The sequence below is a fragment of the Thiomicrorhabdus hydrogeniphila genome, from assembly GCF_054656895.1.
In genome coordinates this window covers 2,787,905-2,806,153 of sequence record NZ_BAAHXL010000001.1, presented here as the reverse complement: position 1 = coordinate 2,806,153, position 18,249 = coordinate 2,787,905, and the positions used below count along the sequence as shown (strand labels likewise).

The window sequence follows — 18,249 nt, the reverse complement described above, 5'->3', positions numbered from 1 at the left end:
GGCTGATTTAGTAAAACTGAATGTATCTATAACAATCAATACATTATAGTTTTGAACGTCCTGCACGCTTACGTTCGTTTTCGGTTAGTAATTTTTTACGAATACGAACATTTAAAGGTGTTACTTCAACTAATTCATCATCATCAATGAACTCAAGCGCTTGCTCAAGAGAGAATCGAATTGGCGGAGTTAACGTTAAGGCTTCATCTGTACCAGATGCACGCATATTTGTTAACTGCTTACCTTTAATTGGGTTAACGGTTAAGTCATTTGCACGACTGTGTAAACCAATAATCATACCTTCATAAATTTCTTCACCGTGACCAACATATAAACGACCACGTTCTTGCAAGTTAAATAGTGAGAATGCTAAGGCTTTACCCGTTTCCATTGACACTAATACACCACGTGTTCTTTCAGCTAATGTGCCAGAGAACTTAGGTCCGTAGTGAGAGAAACTTGAGAATATTAAACCTTCACCCTGAGTCGCTGTCATGAACTCAGTACGGTAACCAATTAATCCACGTGATGGAATAATGAAGTCAATACGTACACGACCGTGTCCATCTGGAACCATGTCTTGCATTTCTGCTTTACGTAGTCCTAAACCTTCCATGATTGTACCTTGAGCGGCTTCTGGAACATCAACGGTTAAGTTTTCGTAAGGTTCTTGAGTTTCACCATCTACTTCGCGGAAGATAACTTCTGGACGAGAAATACCCATCTCAAAACCTTCACGACGCATGGTTTCAATCAATACTGAAAGGTGAAGTTCACCACGACCAGAAACACGGAACTTGTTAGCATCTTCGGTGTCTTCAACACGTAAAGCAACGTTAGTTAATAATTCTTTGTCTAAACGTTCACGAATTTGACGAGACGTTAATAATTTACCGTCTTGACCAACAAATGGCGAGTTGTTAACTTGGAAAGACATACTTACTGTAGGCTCATCAACCGTTAACGGTGTTAACGCTTCAGGATGGTTAGGATCACATAAAGTATCAGAAATATTTAATGGATCAATACCAGAGAATGCAACGATATCACCGGCATGTGCTTCTTCAACGTTAATACGTTCAAGTCCCATATAACCAAAGATTTCACCAATCTTACCTTTACGTTGTTTGCCTTCGGCATCAACAATGACTACTTGCATACCTACTTGAGCGGCACCACGTTTAATACGCCCAGTACCAATAATACCTTTGTAGTTATCGTAATCAAGCGAGATACACTGAAGTTGGAAAGGGCCAGCAATATCAACGTCAGGAGCAGCTACTTTATCCACAATCGTTTGGAATACAGGTTGCATATCGCCTTCACGAATATCTTCGTCAAAACCTGCAAAACCATTTAAGCCAGAAGCGTAAATGACTTCAAAATCCATTTGTTCATCGGTTGCACCTAAACGGTCAAAAAGATCAAATGTTTGATCAAGTACCCAGTCAGGACGTGCTCCAGGACGGTCAATTTTGTTAATAACAACAATCGGCTTTAAACCCTGAGCAAGTGCTTTTTCTGTTACAAAACGTGTTTGAGGCATTGGCCCTTCCACAGAATCAACCAATAATAATACAGAGTCAACCATAGATAGAATACGTTCTACTTCACCACCAAAGTCGGCGTGGCCTGGAGTATCAACGATGTTAATACGGTAACCGTTCCAGTTTACAGCGGTGTTTTTAGAAAGGATGGTAATTCCACGTTCCTTTTCTAAGTCATTTGAGTCCATGACACGGTCGCCCAAGTCTCTACGTACATCGTCAAATGTTCCAGACTGTTGAAGTAATTGGTCAACCAGGGTGGTTTTACCGTGGTCAACGTGGGCAATAATTGCAATATTGCGAATGTGATCCGTTTTCATGGCTCGCTCTCTATCTAGGGGTAGGGGTAAATTTGCAGTGTTATTACTGACTTATTGACCGCTAAGGATTTGAAAAAGAAGGTATTATAATGAAATTAAAAGGAATTTATAGATTATTGATGATTTTTATTGCGTAAACGAAATGTTTGGACGAAAAAAACCATAAAGAAATCGATGCTTTAGAAGGTTTTTTTAGATTGATACAAAACCTAATTTAGGTCATATTAGGTTTTGTTTTAGGTTCTATTTAGTCTTTAAATGCATCAGAGTAACGGCCATTATGGGCTATAAAGCTTTGCAATACACCAAAGGCCATGGTGCCAAGCAGTAATCCAATAAAAATAAATATGGCACTGACTTTACCTTCCCCCATCATGGCGGGTACCGTTCCAGGGCAGGCCGCAGTCATAGCCCAACCAATACCAAATAAAAATGCACCTGCAATTAAGCCTTGTTGATAAGGCTTTTTAACAAAATCCACTTCCATGCCGGTGGTGAGTGCTTTAACTTGATATTTCTTTAAAAGATAAACTCCTACAATAGCCACCACTACAGCGGTGCCAATGACTTTCATTAATTGCATATCAATAAATAAAAACATTTTGGCATGGTAATCAAAAGTGGTTGCCCCGGCATGACTCATTAAAAAACCAAAAGTGATTCCCATAAATAAGCCAATAATATTGGCTCGGTAAGCATATCCAAACGAAATCAGTGTGAGTTTAATGCTTTTTAATAAGGGTAAATTATGTGTTTTCATAAATAAAATTCTTCTTGTTCAATGTGTTTTGCAATTGAGTATGGTGACTTAAAGCATCGCACCACTTAATTATCACTAGGTTCCAAATAACAGTCGAGTAGTAACAAAAGCGCTCATAAAAAATACCGCGCCAGCCAAAAGGCTAGGTGGGTTTAACATGGCACCACCTACTAAAGCGTGGCCAGTGGTGCAAGCACCCGCTAGACGCGCACCAAAACCTAATAACATGCCACCAAAAATTAGCCAAATCGCTTTGGCCGCATCTGAAGAAGGTAGGATTGCGTCATACATGCCCATATCAAAACTAAAATGCCAAGGTTCGGGTGAACTCATAGCACTTAAAAAACCACCAATTGGTATACCAATTAAAAACCAAAGCTTAGTATTGTTTTTGTGGCGATATTCGCCTTCTTGATAGTAGCTCATATTTTTACAAATATAACCGCACACGTTGCCATAACCTGTTGAGCAGCCGGCTGGCTTTCCCACTAACCAAAAATGCACAATTACAAATAAGCCAATCGCTAGACCTGCTAACCAGCCAGACCAAACTGAAATTTCCATAACCTTTAACCCTTAGAAACCTTAAATATAATCTTATTGTTAAATCTTTTAAGAATTGAGTCAAAACAGGGTTTTTACTAGGTCAATAAATAAGTCTTATGGCTTAAAAGTAAAATTTATCCCTTTTTTGTTTTTAATGGACTTAGGTTATTAATATTAAAGGGTAAACAGGGAATACCAGGCCTGGTAAAAATAAAAATCTGCTATAGTTGAATATGAAAAAGGTATTAAAAGGAAGTAAATATGGATATCGCTCATGTTTCAGCTAACAGTTTAGTTAGTGCAGCCATAGAACAGCAACAAGTTAATTCGCAGCAGCAAGCGAGTATTAGTATGTTTAAAAAAGCCATAGACAATCAAACACAAAGCGCTTTAGCCTTAATCGAATCTATTCCGCAAATAACGCCAACCACACAAGGGTTGCCAGAAAATCTAGGCAATAATCTCAATACAACCGCTTAATGGTTAATAGATTTTGAGCACTTTATACCATATATAACTATATGAGAGGATGGGGCTTGCTCCAGGCCTGGCATGTTTTGTGGCTTTTTATCCTTTTTTAGATGCACGATGGCGTTGTGTTTTGGCTTTCTTTTGTTGTAATTCAAAGCGTTCTTTTAAGCTGATTTCAGGCTTTTCATACAGGCTTAATAAATCTTTTACAAGCGCTAAAGCCATCATGATTTTGGTTAGGTTTTCGCTCGATACAGGTTTGCCAGCCTCCAAACGTTTAACCACGGATTCACTCACCCCAGTATGTTCGGCAATTTCAGCTTGAGTCACATTCATATCCAAACGTTTTGAGCGAATCATCTCTCCGAGTTTTTTTAACGCGACATCCACAGGCATATTATTGCCGGGTAAATGCAAACCACCGAGTTTACTGTGTGTATTCATAAAAAATACCTTTAAAGATTGTCTTTGTCAGACAATTTAAGTTCATCTATTGCGTGATGAATATGCTGTTTAATAGAGCTGATTTTGGCTGGTTTCACTCTGGCGAGTTTGGCAAAATCCGGCCATTTTTTTACACTGTCTATCACCCTCTCAACAATCTCGGTCTTTTGTGTGTTGCTTAATGAAAGAATGGATGATTCAATCAGCATGTCTTTTAACGTAATCTTTAAGCCTTTGCCATTAATCAATAAATTATGCTCCCGAGTCCAGGCATTTGGGTTTATTTCATTGTAAGCATGGGTAATATCGTAAGCAGGCGCTAACGACCAACGGCCAGACGGCGATAAACTAAAAGAGAAGTTTTTAGTGTGGTCATCGCGGTTTACCGCCAAAACGTTAAAAACCATGCGTCTAAAGGCCTCTTTTTGCTCATTAAATGACAAGCCCAAGTTAATCACTGCCGCAAAATAGTCTGCATAACTTCCAGATTGAAAGGCATTAAAATCAATACCCGTTAACGCACACAAGGTTTGCACATGAATTTTTTGGTTATTGTTGCGATCAAAACGTTTTGTTACAAAATGCTGGCGTTCACCTTCACCCAATAAATGACAGTCCATCATGTCTATACCAGACTCTCTTGCCATTAAAAAATAGCCATATTCAATATTAGAGTAGCCTTGCGGATCACACTCAATGCTGTCGGCATCCACACCATCAAATTTAATTAAATAATGGTCAAAACCATCAGGCACATCATATTGCCCAGCTATAATTTCTTTAAAATCCGGAGTAGCACCAATCAATGCTTTAGGGCGAGCACCACCAGCCGAAGAACCAATAGAAATCAATTCGCTAGAGACTTCACCAATACGACCATTAATCGCGTTTCGGGCATCTTGAACTAATTTATTTACCTCAAGTGGCACTTGGTAATTATTTAAATAAGCCTCTTGTGGCTCAAATTCCAATGCCCCAATCGCTTTTTTACCCACATAAGACAATCGTTGTACTACATCAATTTGAGCCGCACTCACCCCTTGCTTGGCAAAATACGAATTAATCACCTGATTACCAAAACGGTCGGGAAGAGCATCAGAAATAAATTCCGGCAAACCTTTAAAAGTATCGTCAGAAGGGCGGTTTGATAAACTATTTTCAGATAAGGGGAGAAGAAACGGCGAGACCTCAATGCCACTGTTTTTAAACGCAAGGTCATACTCAAACTGAATCAATCGATTCTCAATATGCAAATAACCAATCGTTTTACCATAAATATTAACAGATAACATATAACCTCTAAACAGAATTAATATTAATTAATAGGTAATATATTACACTTTATTATTGTTTTGATAAAGAAGTTTGTTATCGGTTAAGTGATTGAATGGTATGAGCCTTTTATTCTATGCCTAAAAGCTATAGTCAGTTATGGGTATACCAGGCCTGGTAGTTTGCATTAAGTGATTAATTAGTTTCTGATGACTGTTGAGAAGCCTTTCTCATTTTTGTATTTCTTCAGGTGTTTTCATATCAGGCCTCCCCTTCCTTTCTTTGCTTGCCCAAAGAAAGGAAGCAAAGAAAAGGCACCCCGCTGACGAAACCGATTTTACTAAGCTTGTCTGCTGAAGTTTGTGAACTCGCTACGCTCAAACAGCACAAACTTTTAATCGCATCCATCACTAAGTAAAAGTGCGATTTCTTACAGAGGGGAGGCTTTTTCTACGTTAATTCAGCATTTCTATTTTATGAATATTTTGGGCTGAGATATCTACAAGGCCTGGTAGGTTCTGTTTCTATTCTGCAAAGCCAACCACAATCGCCAAAATTCCCCTTGTAATAAATTGTGCAAAGTTCTTAACGAAGTGAGCGATTAAAAAACGCTGCTGTTAGAGCGAAGCTTGCGGAGCGAGTTCAGCGTTTTCAGTGAATGAGTTTTAGAACTTGCCGATTTATGGAGCGGGGTGCCCTTTTTGTGGTTACTATTTTTAGGCAAGTAAAAATAGTAACGGGAAGCCTAAAAGCAAATCCTAAAGGTATATAAATATCAAAAAGGCTTCTCAATAGCTAAGAAAAGTTAAATCTTAAAATTAAAGGATAGCTTTGTTTTTATGAATTTTTTAATTCTATGCTCACATATACATTGTGAGCATAGAGTAAATTTGATTTATTAGAGCGAATCGCTGCCAACGGTTTTGTTTTTACCCGTACGCTTAGCCTCGTACATGGCAGAATCAAGACGGTGAAAAATAGAATCTTCACTGTCTTCTTTTAGGCACTCTGTTACGCCTAAACTAACAGTTGTGGGCTGTTGAGTTAAGTTAATTAATATCGAATCTTGTGCAATTTCAAGGCGCAATTTTTCAGAGAGCGTTTTTGCATCGTTTAAAGAGGTATTCATTAAACCGATAATAAATTCTTCGCCACCCCAACGTGCGCTAATATCGGCTTCACGTAAACAAGTGTTAAGTATTTCAGCAATACGAATTAACACTTTGTCGCCTATTTGATGTCCGTGATTATCATTAATGTCTTTAAAGTTATCTACATCAAAAAAGATTAAGCTCATTTCTGTATTGTTACGTTTTGCCAGAGTCCAGTATTGAGTAAATGCATCGTTAAAAGCGCGTCTATTTTTTAAATGGGTCAGGCTATCGTTTTGTGCCAAAACCTCAAGTTTACGGTTAAATCTATGCACGGTGATTAAAGTAACAAAAATTACGATAACAGTAATTAACATAGAAAACGCCAGGTTAATATAAAACGTTTGACGAACTTGTTTTGTAAAATCGGCTAGTTTTGCTTGCACCAGAAGGTAAGATTCCAGCTCCGGAATATATTGACTGTTTAGTAAATAGCGATTGCCATTAGAGGTATATTCTAAAACCTTTTTTTGGTTGCTAAAAATTTCATTTCGTAAGGCACTTAAATTGGGTATTTGACTAATATCGGTTAAAGGGTTTTCTTTGCGTTCACTTAAAACAACCTTGCCATCTTTATTAATAAAAAACACCGTAAACTGATAGGTTTCTCTAAACTCTTTTAAAATACCGTCAATATATGACATTTTCATGCCAATACCTGTTGAGCCTAATAACTTGTTGTTTTTATCCACTATTTTGTGGTTTATAAACATAATCATCGTGTTGCTAAATTGATCGTTGTAATCTAAGTTGATTTCATGGCTTTTGTTAGAATTTTTAAAACGAAAGTACCATTGGTTATCTTGATTTTTAGGGTTAAGTTTTTCAATAAACCCTTTTTGAGAGTAATAATTAAGGGTTTTTTCAGAGGCTAAAAAAGTTAAAAACATGCCATATTTTTTTTGAATGGCCGCTAAATATTCTTCAATTTTTTTATGACTTTCTTCCTCATGTACAAGCCAATCGTTTACAAAAGTATCGTGTGCCATCATGGATGATATTAAATTGGGTTCAATAATATTACTTTGGATTTCTGAATAAATATTTTGAACCGAAAGAGGCAAAGAACGGGTTTCAAGCTCAGTTTGTTTTGCACTGAGAGAAACAAAAAAATTAATGAGTGATATAGAGATCGACAACACCAAAAGAAGTGATGTAATAACAATAACGATTTTAAGATTGGCATTGAGTTTCATATAAAACTTATGTGTTATGGCTTGGTATAAATTAGAGGTAAGGTCTCTTAATAATATGAATTATTCTACTTTAAAATAACCTATAAAAGTTAATGTTTTATCAATGCTTATTTTGACGTGAATGTGTTAACCAAAATAGTGTTTTTCTAACACGTAGAATTTACCAGGCCTGGTAATTAAGGCTTCGTTTTTTTTGTTTTAGTGAAGTGACATGTTTAATAACGGTTAAAAGAGGAGTGTTGGCGATGTTTGTACCTTTACTGTAATTTGGCATTATTATTTAAAACAGCTATTTGTACTAATTATTTTTTTTGGTAAATAACCTTTAAAACTCTAATGTTTTAAGGTTTAATAGCGATTTATTGCTAATTAAAATACTGGTGTATATTTTGCCCTTACAAAGTCCTGTCTACCATTTGTTTATTAAAGTGCTGTTTTGTTATTTTATCGTTATTTCTGTTAGTAATGCGGCTTCAGAAAAAGGGTTTAATGAAAAAATCGCTACACCAACGTTGTTTGCTCAACTAAAACAAGGCGGTTTTGTACTTTATATACGCCATGGTAATACCGATAACTCACGACCAGATAGAGTGCCAAGTGTTGATTTAAATGATTGTAATACGCAGAGAGCTTTAAATGATAAGGGGCGTGCAATCACCAAGAAAATTGGTGAATATATTCGTATGGCCGAGATACCTGTTAATGATATTTACTCTAGTCCTATGTGTCGTGCTAAAAATTCGGCATTCAATATTTTTGGCCGATATAAGTTAGAACCCTTACTTATGTACACCGGGGCTATGACCAGTATGCAAAAAAAACCTGTTATTCAAAAGACTCGCCAACTGATTTCTCGTCAAGTTACGGGTGGTAGTAATCGTGTTTTAGTGGCACATGGACCTAATCTAATGGATTTAATGGGGTATTTCCCTGTTGAAGGAACGGTTGTTGTTTTTAAACCCAAAGGCGCTAATCAGTTTGAATACATGGGAAGTATTAGGCCTCAAGATTGGTCTTCACTACTTGGTACGCTTGAAACAAGTAATCAAGAGAGTGACTTAGAGTCCCACGACTAAAAACTTATGCGTAAACTACAGATTTCATCTCTTTTGATTTTTTTATTGCCCGCTTTTTTAGGGTTAGGCATTATGGGGTTGGTCTACCTCTACAGCACCACGCATTTTGTTGGAACTGAACAACGTAATCTTGCTGACATAGAGCAGAATGCTCAATTGATGAGCTCAATCATCAATTTTATTCAGGAAACAGGACAGTTACATACACGGCTTGAAAACTTAATTGACGCGGCAAATAAACAAACCTTGTCTCAAGAGCAGTTGTATATTCAACATACGAAAATCATTGATGAATTAGCTGTTTTAGACAAGCAGTTTGTCGATTTAAAAGGCCTTTTGTCAAAAGATGCGAATAGTCTAGAATCTATAGCGCAATGGCAAGCGGGCTTTGTTAAATTTAAAAACTTTACAATAATGGCAACAGATATTATTGCTATTGATTCAAGCACGGCACATCGCTATATTAACGCGGCCCAAAAAGCCTATTTTGATTTTTCGTATAACGCTTATAGAGTTTCAGAACAGCTCTCTTTACGAACAAATCAAACGCTTAGTTCATCTAAAGCATTGCTTAAAGATTCTACTCAATTTCTTTATATTATGTTGGTAGTGTCTTCTTTAGTTGCCTTGTTTATGGCGGTTTTGGCGGCACGTAAACTCGCCGAAAATCATCGAGTTATTCTCTCATCACTCTCAGTTTTAACGCAAAATAGCAAACGTGTGCCTGAGTTACCTCGGATAACCAAACTTATTGAAACAACCACTTCTGGTGAAATCAAAAAATTGGCTCAAGCAGTGCTTAAATTTAGAGAGGTGCTGATTACGAACCAAGAGGAACAAACCAAAATTTATGAGTTAGCTTATTCAGACATGCTGACCAAACTACCTAATCGTGCAACACTGCTTAAAGTGGTTAGTGCAGACCTTGAAGAATCAAAACGTTCTAAAAAACAAAATATATTGCTTAAAATTAATGTTAACCGTTTTAAATTGTTTAATGATGGCATTGGTTATGAGTTTGGTGATGAACTGTTAAAACTTGTCGCTTTGCGTTTACAAAGTTTTAGCTTGCCTAATATTGAATGTTTTCGAGTGGGAGGAGACGAATTTGCAGTTAAAGTTCCCTACACCTCGTTTAAAAATGATGATTTGTGTAAACAGCTTAATACGCTTGCTGAATCACTTCATGAGCACTTGGCTGAATATTTTTTCATTTCTAACCATCGCATAAAAATTACCGTTAATATTGGTATAACACTTTACCCTTTGGCTAACGATGATAGCCCGTTAGAAGTATTGAGGTATAGCATGATTGCCCTACATAACTCTAAAGAGAAGGGGCAACGCCAAACCGTTATTTTTAATGAAGAATTATTAAAAAATGCCAATGACAGATTTGAAGTAGAAAAAGACCTCGAAAAAGCCATTAAAAATAATGAGCTTGAATTTTATTTGCAAAGCCAGATTCATCCTAAAGGTTCAACTTTTTATGCAGAGTCTTTAGTTCGCTGGGTTCACCCGCAGAAAGGCTTTATTTCCCCTACTGTTTTTATTGGCATCGCTGAAAAATCTGAATTAATTGAACAAATTGATAATTGGATGCTCAATAAAGCCTGTGAATTTATTGTGCAGCAAACTCTTCAAGGAAAAAAAGTACATATCTCTGTCAATATATCTGGTCGTCATTTTATCAAACCTGGTTTTATTGACTATGTTGATTCTTTGATTCATAAAACTGGTGTCGATGCGCATAAATTAACAATTGAAATCACTGAAAGTGTACTGATGGCAGATCTTGAGACCGTAATAGAGAAAATGCGTTACTTACGTCGCTATGGAATCAGGTTTTCTATTGATGACTTTGGTACAGGATATTCCTCTTTAGCGTATTTGAAAAAATTGCCAGTGCAGGAAATTAAGATAGATAAATTATTTATTAATGAGATTGCTTCAAATGAAGATGATTTGAAGATGGTACGAGCGATATTTGAAGTAGCTAAAACCTTTGGTCTTGATGTGGTTGTAGAAGGTGTGGAAGAAGAAGACCAGCTTGAGATTGTTAATAAAATTGGTGAGCCAATTATCCAAGGATTTATCTACGCCAAACCTATTCCTGCCGTTGAATGGGCAAAAAATATTCACTGAGTTCAAGCCATTTTTTAAGCGTAGTCAAATCAATAGCGCGTGTTTAATTGGTTTTTGGGAAAGGGTTTTCCTTTATAAAAATCTAACTATTTACCAGGCCTGGTAAAATTGGCCTACGCGATTGTAAATCAGAGATTGCGTTGTTTTGATATTTATAGAGACCTTTGCACGCATCTCACTCGTACAAAGGTCTATTAATAAAGCAAAAAGCCTAAGAAATCTTTCTTAGGATTTTTTAGTATTAAGACGTTCAAATGACTTTAGTTTGCAAAATCTTCTGGATCATATCCTAGGTTTGGTGCTAACCAAGTTTCGGTTTTTTCGATTGACCAGCCTTTACGTTGGGCGTAGTCTTCTACTTGATCTCGACCGACTGAACCTACCCCAAAGTAACGAGATTCTGGATGAGCAAAGTAGGTACCGGATACTGCTGCAGTAGGGAACATGGCAAAACTGCTGGTAATCTCTAAACCAATTTTTTCATCGGGTTTTAGAATTTCCCACATAATGCCTTTCTCGGTGTGATCTGGGCAAGCTGGGTAACCAGCGGCAGGGCGAATACCTTGGTAACGTTCTTTAATTAAATCTTCGTTTTCTAAGGCTTCGTCAGGGGCATAACCCCAGTCTTCTTTACGCACAATCTCATGCAGGGTTTCGGCAAAAGCTTCGGCAAAACGGTCGGCCAGGGCTTTTAACATTATGGAGCTGTAGTCGTCATAATTGGCTTCAAAACGTTCAATATGTTCATCAATACCAATGCCTGCCGTAACGGCAAATAAACCAATGTAATCGGCTACGCCAGATTCTTTTGAGGTTACAAAGTCAGATAAGCAGTTGTTGGCACCACCACGTTTTTTCTCGGCCTGTTGGCGAATATGGTGGAAACGGTGAACTACTTCTGAACGACTTTCGTCTGCATAGATTTCAATATCATCACCCACACGGTTTGCTGGATAAAAACCGTAAACGGCTTTGGCGGTTAACCATTTTTCATCAACAATTTGTTTAAGCATGGCTTGTGCGTCAGCAAAGACTTTTTTGGCTTCCTCGCCCACGACTTTATCGTTTAAAATGCGTGGATATAGGCCGTGTAGTTCCCATGCTTGAAAGAATGGTGACCAGTCAAAATGTTCTACGAGTTTTTCTAATGGAAAATCTTCTAATACTTTAGAGCCTAAAAAGGTGGGTTTAATTGGGGTGTAATTTTCCCAGGCCTGGTCAGTTAAAGAAGGATTTTCACGGGCTTTGTTAATTGGAATACGGCGTACTTCTTTAGCTCGGGCTTTACGCTCTTCACGAACGGTTTCATATTCTTCACGAATTTTAGCGGCAAAGCCAGCTTTTAAATCATTAGAGATTAAGCTTTGAGCCACACCCACGGCACGGGATGCGTCTTTTACATAAACCACAGGATGATCATATTGAGGTTCAATCTTAACCGCCGTGTGGGCTTTTGAGGTGGTGGCGCCACCGATAAGAAGAGGTAGATTCATACCACGTTCTTTCATGAGTTTGGCTACATTAACCATCTCTTCAAGCGATGGGGTAATTAGACCAGAAAGCCCGATGACATTGGCGCCTTGTTCTACGGCGGTATCTAAAATTTTCTCGGCAGGAACCATAACGCCAAGGTCAATAACCTCAAAGTTATTACACTGTAAAACCACGCCCACAATGTTTTTACCAATATCGTGCACATCGCCTTTTACGGTGGCCATTACAATTTTACCGTTTACTTGCCCTTCGGTTTTGGCGGCTAAAATATAAGGGTCAAGATACGCTACAGCACGTTTCATTACGCGGGCGGATTTAACCACTTGAGGTAAGAACATTTTGCCTGAACCAAATAGGTCGCCCACTACGTTCATGCCGTCCATTAATGGGCCTTCAATAACGTGTAAGCCAGAACCTAATTTTTGGTAAGCTTCTTCGGTATCTTCTTCAATAAAGTCGGTAATACCTTTAACTAACGAGTGTTCTAGGCGTTTTTCAACGGTGGTTTCGCGCCAGCTTAAATCGGTGGCTTTAGAGGCGGCTGAACCATCACCTAAGAATTCCTCAGCAATTTCTAATAAACGTTCACCCGCTTCTGGGTCTTTGTTCATGATGACGTCTTCTACCGCAATGCGTAGCTTTTCTGGCAGGTCATCGTAAATCGCCATTTGCCCAGCATTTACAATCCCCATGTCCATGCCTTCTTTAATGGCATAGTATAAAAATACTGAGTGAATAGCTTCGCGCACAGGGTTGTTACCACGGAATGAGAAGGATACGTTTGACACGCCACCTGAAATTTTGGCGTGTGGTAAGTTGGCTTTTATCCAAGTTACGGCGTTTATAAAATCTAAACCGTAGTTGTTATGTTCTTCAATACCGGTGGCAACGGCAAAAATATTGGGGTCAAAAATAATATCTTGTGGTAAAAAGCCTACTTTTTGCGTTAATACCTCATAAGAGCGTTTACAAATTTGAATTTTACGCTCTAAAGTATCTGCTTGGCCGTCTTCGTCAAACGCCATAATAATGGCCGCGGCACCGTATTTTTTAACCAATTTAGCGTGATGAATAAACGCTTCTTCACCTTCTTTAAGTGAGATAGAGTTCACCACGCCTTTACCTTGAATGCATTTTAAACCTGCTTCAATGACTTCAAACTTGGATGAGTCAATCATAATCGGTACACGAGACGCTTCTGGCTCAGAAGCTAGTAGGTTTAAAAAACGCACCATACAGGCTTTGGCATCAAGCATGCCTTCGTCCATGTTTACGTCAATTATTTGCGCGCCATCTTGTACTTGTTTAACGGCGATATTAATGGCGTCGTCGTAGTTGTTTTCAATAATTAAGCGTTTAAACAACGCTGAACCAGTTACGTTATTACGCTCACCCACGTTTACAAATAAGGTTTCTTCATCAATATTTAACGGTTCTAAACCAGACAAACGACAAGCAGTTTTTACATCAGGCAGAATGCGGGCAGGGTGTTCTAAAGCCGCTTCTGCCATAGCTTGTAGGTGGTCTGGCGTGGTTCCGCAGCAACCACCAATAATATTGATCCAACCACGTTTTGCCCAAACGGCAATTTCCTCGGCCATTTGTTCAGGGGTTTCGTCGTATTCACCAAATTCATTTGGCAGGCCTGCATTGGGGTGAATAGAAACAAACACTTCTGACACACGGCTTAGTTCTTGCACATAAGGGCGTAATTCTTCAGGCCCTAAAGCACAGTTTAAACCAACGGATAACGGCTCTGCATGCACAACGGCATTATAAAAGGCTTCGGTGGTTTGACCTGATAAAGTACGGCCAGAAGCGTCAGTGATTGTTCCTGAAAGTTGAATAGGTACTTCATAACCGACTTCGTCTTCGACTTCTTTTACCGCAAAAATAGCGGCTTTGGCGTTAAGCGTATCAAAGATGGTTTCAATCAGAATGGTGTCTACACCGCCTTCCAAAAGGGCGTGTGTGGCTTGTTTATAAGCGATGACCAATTCATCAAACGAGGTATTGCGAAAACCAGGGTCATTTACATCGGGCGAGATAGAAGCGGTGCGGTTTGTTGGCCCTAAAACTCCTGTTACAAAACGCGGTTTGCCATCTTCAGCTTCAGCAATATCACAGGCCTGACGCGCGATTTTGGCAGCGGCTAAGTTAATTTCACTTACATGCGCTTGCATATCGTAATCGGCTTGAGCGATGGTAGTGGCATTAAATGAATTGGTTTCAAGAATGTCGGCACCCTTACGTAAAAATGAAAGGTGAATATCACGAATAACCTCGGGTTTGGTAATCACCAAAAGATCATTGTTGCCTTTAATGTCCATGTGATAATCAGCAAAACGCTCACCACGAAAATCTTCTTCTGTTAGATTTAAGTTTTGAATCATGGTACCCATTGCGCCATCAAGAATCACGATGCGTTCTTTCAGTAGGTTACGAAGAGTTTGAATACGTTCTGTGCGATTTGTCATAAAAGTGCCGTTTTGCCGTGCTAAAAAATAATTTAATCGGTTATTCTACCTGATTTAGAGTTTAAGCTCTAAATTTTGCATGATAAAAACAATGACAAAATCACCTACTATTGGCAAGGTTGAATTGGTCTAAGGTTTTGGTTTGTTTACATTTTATCTACTTATCACGTTTGATATATAGAGTTAATTGGTAAAAGTAGGTTTTGGCTTTTATAATCTGCGCTCTTTAAAAGTATCAAACGGATTTGAAATGGTTTTTTTACAATTACGAACGCACTTATTTAGCATTAGACGTAATTGTTTTTTATTTAAATTAGCCACTTTTATCATTTTTATGCCGATGTTTGTTATGCCATCGGCACAAGCATCAGAAATACAAAACGGTTCGGGTACCATGAGCTTAAAAGGTGGAATATTTGGGCTTGAAAGCCAAGTAGATTCATCGGTACACGTGTTTACTTACCGTGAACAACATGCCAATTTCTTACACAGCGATATCTTTTATAATTACAGTTTAAGCACGTATCGTTCGGGTAACTTTAGTAACGAAACCAACAGTTTAAGCACTATGGGTGGAGGTTCTATTGATTTACCTAATACCGATTATGACTGGCAAGGTTTTGATGGACAAATAACGCTTGGCTACGATGTATTTAAACGTGGGCCTTTTGATTATTTTGGGATTGGTCTTTCTTTTGGTATTGCCACACCTTATATAGATAATACGGGTAATGCGACCGGTGAACCTTCGGAAAGTTATCCAACTTTACCAAGCGGCTCGTCACAGTCAGTAGACTTTTTTGCATCTAAAACAGAATTTACAGGTTACAAAGTTGGCCCTAAAATTATGTTTGGTAAAAGTCTAAATAGATTAGCATCAATTTACGGAGAGGTAAGTTACGCAACGCAGCGTGTAGATGTTAAAAATGATACTTTTCGCATATCAACCAATATATCGGGTGATTACTTCTCTTATGAATTAGGTATGCGTTATCAGCCGATTACCGTTAAAAAAGACCTTGGGTTTATGACCATTGAACCGAGTCTTTATTTTACTTTGGCAGTAAATTACGCTGAATTGAATATGGATAACCTTAATGTGGATTTGTCTGGATATAAATTTAATATAGAGTCGGCCAATATGAGCGCCTCTTCGACCACTTTAAATTTAGGCGTGGGTTACAATTTTTAACTTGTGATTATGTTAATTTTTAATGAAAACAAGAAATATAGTCAGGTTATACACAGGTTTTGGGGTATAAAAAACGGCATAATAACAACATTTCATATAGCTGTCATGAATCAACTATAATATTGCCTTTTATAAAATACACCAAATTAAAGCCCAAAATTATGCTCTGCCAAGTTTTTCCAGAACAATACGATAGCCAATTAGCCGATAAGGTAATGCGTTTTAATCAAATGCTTCCTGATACGGCACATGCTCAACCGCAAACCGTCTTTGCCTCAAACCCAAAACATTATCGTGCTCGTGCCGAATTTAGAATTTGGCACGAAGGGGACGAGTCTGATTACATTATGTTTAATCAGGAAACGAAAGAGAAGGTAAAAATTAAAGAGTGCCCAATGGCCATAGAGTCTATTGCGGAATTGATGCCAAAATTAATGGCCGAAATCTATAAGCAGCCCATTTTGCGTGAACGTTTGTTTCAAGTAGATTTTTTAGCCACCTTAAGTGGGCAGATGTTGGTTACCTTAATATATCGTAAGTCTATTAAAGAAGACCAGGCCTGGCAAAATGCCGCCAAGGTATTAAAAGAAAGTTTGTCTATTACGCATCTTATTGGCCGTGCGCGTAAAGAAAAGGTCTTATTAGACCAAGACTTTATAGTGGAACAATTGCAGGTTGATGGCAAAACGTTTACCTATCAGCAAATAGAAAATAGTTTTACTCAACCTAATGCCAAAATGGCGCAAAACATGTTGCATTGGGCGCGTAAAGTATCACAAGGTGCTACCGGTGACTTAATTGAACTGTATTGCGGAAATGGACATTTTTCCATTGCGTTAAGTGAGCATTACAACCGTGTATTAGCCACAGAAATATCAAAAACCTCTGTGGCATCGGCGCAATACAATATTGCGGCTAACCACGTTACCAACGTAACCGTGATTAAAATGGCAGCCGAAGAGATTAGCCAGGCTTTACAAGGCCAAGAATTTTTTAGATTGAAAGACATTGATTTGAATAGCTACGACTTTCAAACTATTTTTGTAGATCCACCCCGATCTGGTTTAGACGATTTAACCCGAAAAATGGTGACTGAATTTGAACATATTATTTATGTCTCATGTAACCCAGAAACTTTGGCTATTGATTTAGCCGCAATTCAACAAACCCACGATATTATAGAAACCGCACTATTTGACCAGTTTCCGTATACTCATCATATTGAGTCAGGTGTGTTTTTAAAAAGAAAGGAAATATAGATGATTTTAGCTTGGATAGGCGCTTTATTTATTGGTTTAACCTTAGGCCTTTTAGGTTCGGGTGGCTCTATTTTAACGGTGCCCGTTTTGACGTATCTTGTAGGGCAAGAAACCAAAGTTGCTATTGCTAGCTCATTAATTATTGTGGGTATTATTAGTATTTTCTCAGCCATTCCTTATGCCAGGCAAAAAATGGTTAAGTGGCGTACCGTGGTTATTTTTGGTCTACCAGGTATGGCAGGTGCGGTATTTGGTGCTTGGCTTGCACATTATGTAAGCGATGCAGCACAAATGTTATTTTTTGCCACACTTATGTTAGTCGCGTCTTACTTAATGTTTAAGCCCGTTAAACTTGAAGATGAACAAGCTGAACAGAAAGAGCGTGCTATTTTTAAAATTGCCATAGACGGTTTTGTTGTAGGGGCTATTACGGGGCTTGTTGGTGTTGGTGGCGGATTTTTAATTATTCCAGCGCTTGTTATCTTAGGCGGCTTATCTATGCGTTTGGCAGTAGGAACCAGTTTGGTGATTATTGCGGTTAAATCGTTTGCTGGTTTCTTTGAATATTTACATGTTTTACAAGAGTTACAGTTAAGTGTCGACTGGAATATTATTGGTTTATTCTCAATTATCGGTATTGCCGGCGGTTGGTTAGGCCATAAAATCAGTAATAAAATTAATCAAGAGCATTTAAAACGTGGTTTTGCCGTATTTTTAGTACTAATGGGAGCGTTTATACTGTATAAAAACCTGCCTGGTATTTTATAAAACGAGCGTTAAAAACCCGTAAAATAGCGTTTTACCCTATGCTATAACGCAGTAATAGCCATAGGGTATACTAGGCCTGCTATGCCCTGTGGCAACTATATTTTGTGAGCTGAGGGTTAGTCCGATTAATT

Annotated in this window: 13 protein-coding genes; 6 read left to right on the top strand and 7 right to left on the bottom strand. The window is 38.1% G+C overall.

What is annotated here, in order from left to right:
* Positions 1–43: 43 nt before the first annotated feature.
* The 3 genes from typA to ACYQ0E_RS12605 all read right to left on the bottom strand — a co-directional run bounded on the left by typA (position 44) and on the right by ACYQ0E_RS12605 (position 3,191).
* Positions 44–1,867: a translational GTPase TypA gene (gene typA, locus ACYQ0E_RS12615; RefSeq protein WP_460188578.1), complete on the bottom strand. Its 1,824-nt coding sequence runs from the start codon at positions 1,865–1,867 to the stop codon at positions 44–46.
* Positions 1,868–2,114: 247 nt separating this feature from the next.
* Positions 2,115–2,627 carry a DUF6691 family protein gene (locus tag ACYQ0E_RS12610; RefSeq protein WP_460188577.1) on the bottom strand — a complete coding sequence of 171 codons (513 nt, stop codon included), beginning with the start codon at positions 2,625–2,627 and terminating at the stop codon, positions 2,115–2,117.
* A 75-nt stretch (positions 2,628–2,702) separates the two neighbouring features.
* Positions 2,703–3,191, bottom strand: coding sequence for a YeeE/YedE family protein (locus ACYQ0E_RS12605; protein WP_460188576.1), 489 nt, complete (start codon positions 3,189–3,191; stop codon positions 2,703–2,705).
* A 243-nt stretch (positions 3,192–3,434) separates the two neighbouring features.
* Between ACYQ0E_RS12605 and ACYQ0E_RS12600 the strand changes: the two genes are divergently transcribed.
* Positions 3,435–3,653: a YjfB family protein gene (locus ACYQ0E_RS12600; protein WP_460188575.1), complete on the top strand. Its 219-nt coding sequence runs from the start codon at positions 3,435–3,437 to the stop codon at positions 3,651–3,653.
* Between the two features lie 87 nt (positions 3,654–3,740).
* Here the strand turns inward: ACYQ0E_RS12600 and ACYQ0E_RS12595 are convergent, their stop codons facing one another.
* The 3 genes from ACYQ0E_RS12595 to ACYQ0E_RS12585 form a co-directional block, all read right to left on the bottom strand.
* Positions 3,741–4,088: a helix-turn-helix domain-containing protein gene (locus ACYQ0E_RS12595; RefSeq protein WP_460188574.1), complete on the bottom strand. Its 348-nt coding sequence runs from the start codon at positions 4,086–4,088 to the stop codon at positions 3,741–3,743.
* A gap of 11 nt (positions 4,089–4,099) precedes the next feature.
* Positions 4,100–5,380 (bottom strand): type II toxin-antitoxin system HipA family toxin, encoded by a 1,281-nt coding sequence (locus tag ACYQ0E_RS12590; protein ID WP_460188573.1) that lies wholly within the window; start codon positions 5,378–5,380, stop codon positions 4,100–4,102.
* An 878-nt stretch (positions 5,381–6,258) separates the two neighbouring features.
* On the bottom strand, positions 6,259–7,707 hold the full coding sequence (locus ACYQ0E_RS12585; protein ID WP_460188572.1) for a sensor domain-containing diguanylate cyclase: 1,449 nt from the start codon (positions 7,705–7,707) through the stop codon (positions 6,259–6,261).
* A 389-nt stretch (positions 7,708–8,096) separates the two neighbouring features.
* Between ACYQ0E_RS12585 and ACYQ0E_RS12580 the strand changes: the two genes are divergently transcribed.
* A complete protein-coding gene (locus ACYQ0E_RS12580) occupies positions 8,097–8,783 on the top strand; it encodes a histidine phosphatase family protein (protein WP_460188571.1) in 687 nt (228 codons plus the stop codon).
* A 6-nt stretch (positions 8,784–8,789) separates the two neighbouring features.
* On the top strand, positions 8,790–10,928 hold the full coding sequence (locus ACYQ0E_RS12575) for a putative bifunctional diguanylate cyclase/phosphodiesterase (protein ID WP_460188570.1): 2,139 nt from the start codon (positions 8,790–8,792) through the stop codon (positions 10,926–10,928).
* A gap of 260 nt (positions 10,929–11,188) precedes the next feature.
* Here ACYQ0E_RS12575 and metH read toward each other — a convergent pair whose 3' ends face one another.
* Positions 11,189–14,899, bottom strand: a complete 3,711-nt coding sequence (gene metH / locus ACYQ0E_RS12570; protein WP_460188569.1) for a methionine synthase — start codon at positions 14,897–14,899, stop codon at positions 11,189–11,191.
* Between the two features lie 250 nt (positions 14,900–15,149).
* Here metH and ACYQ0E_RS12565 point away from each other — a divergent pair, with 250 nt between their 5' ends.
* The 3 genes from ACYQ0E_RS12565 (at position 15,150) to ACYQ0E_RS12555 (ending at position 18,118) form a co-directional block, all read left to right on the top strand.
* Positions 15,150–16,091 (top strand): hypothetical protein, encoded by a 942-nt coding sequence (locus ACYQ0E_RS12565; protein WP_460188568.1) that lies wholly within the window; start codon positions 15,150–15,152, stop codon positions 16,089–16,091.
* 161 nt (positions 16,092–16,252) lie between these two features.
* Positions 16,253–17,350, top strand: a complete 1,098-nt coding sequence (gene trmA, locus ACYQ0E_RS12560; protein WP_460188567.1) for a tRNA (uridine(54)-C5)-methyltransferase TrmA — start codon at positions 16,253–16,255, stop codon at positions 17,348–17,350.
* Positions 17,351–18,118 (top strand): sulfite exporter TauE/SafE family protein, encoded by a 768-nt coding sequence (locus ACYQ0E_RS12555; protein WP_460188566.1) that lies wholly within the window; start codon positions 17,351–17,353, stop codon positions 18,116–18,118.
* The last annotated feature ends 131 nt before the right edge of the window (positions 18,119–18,249 follow it).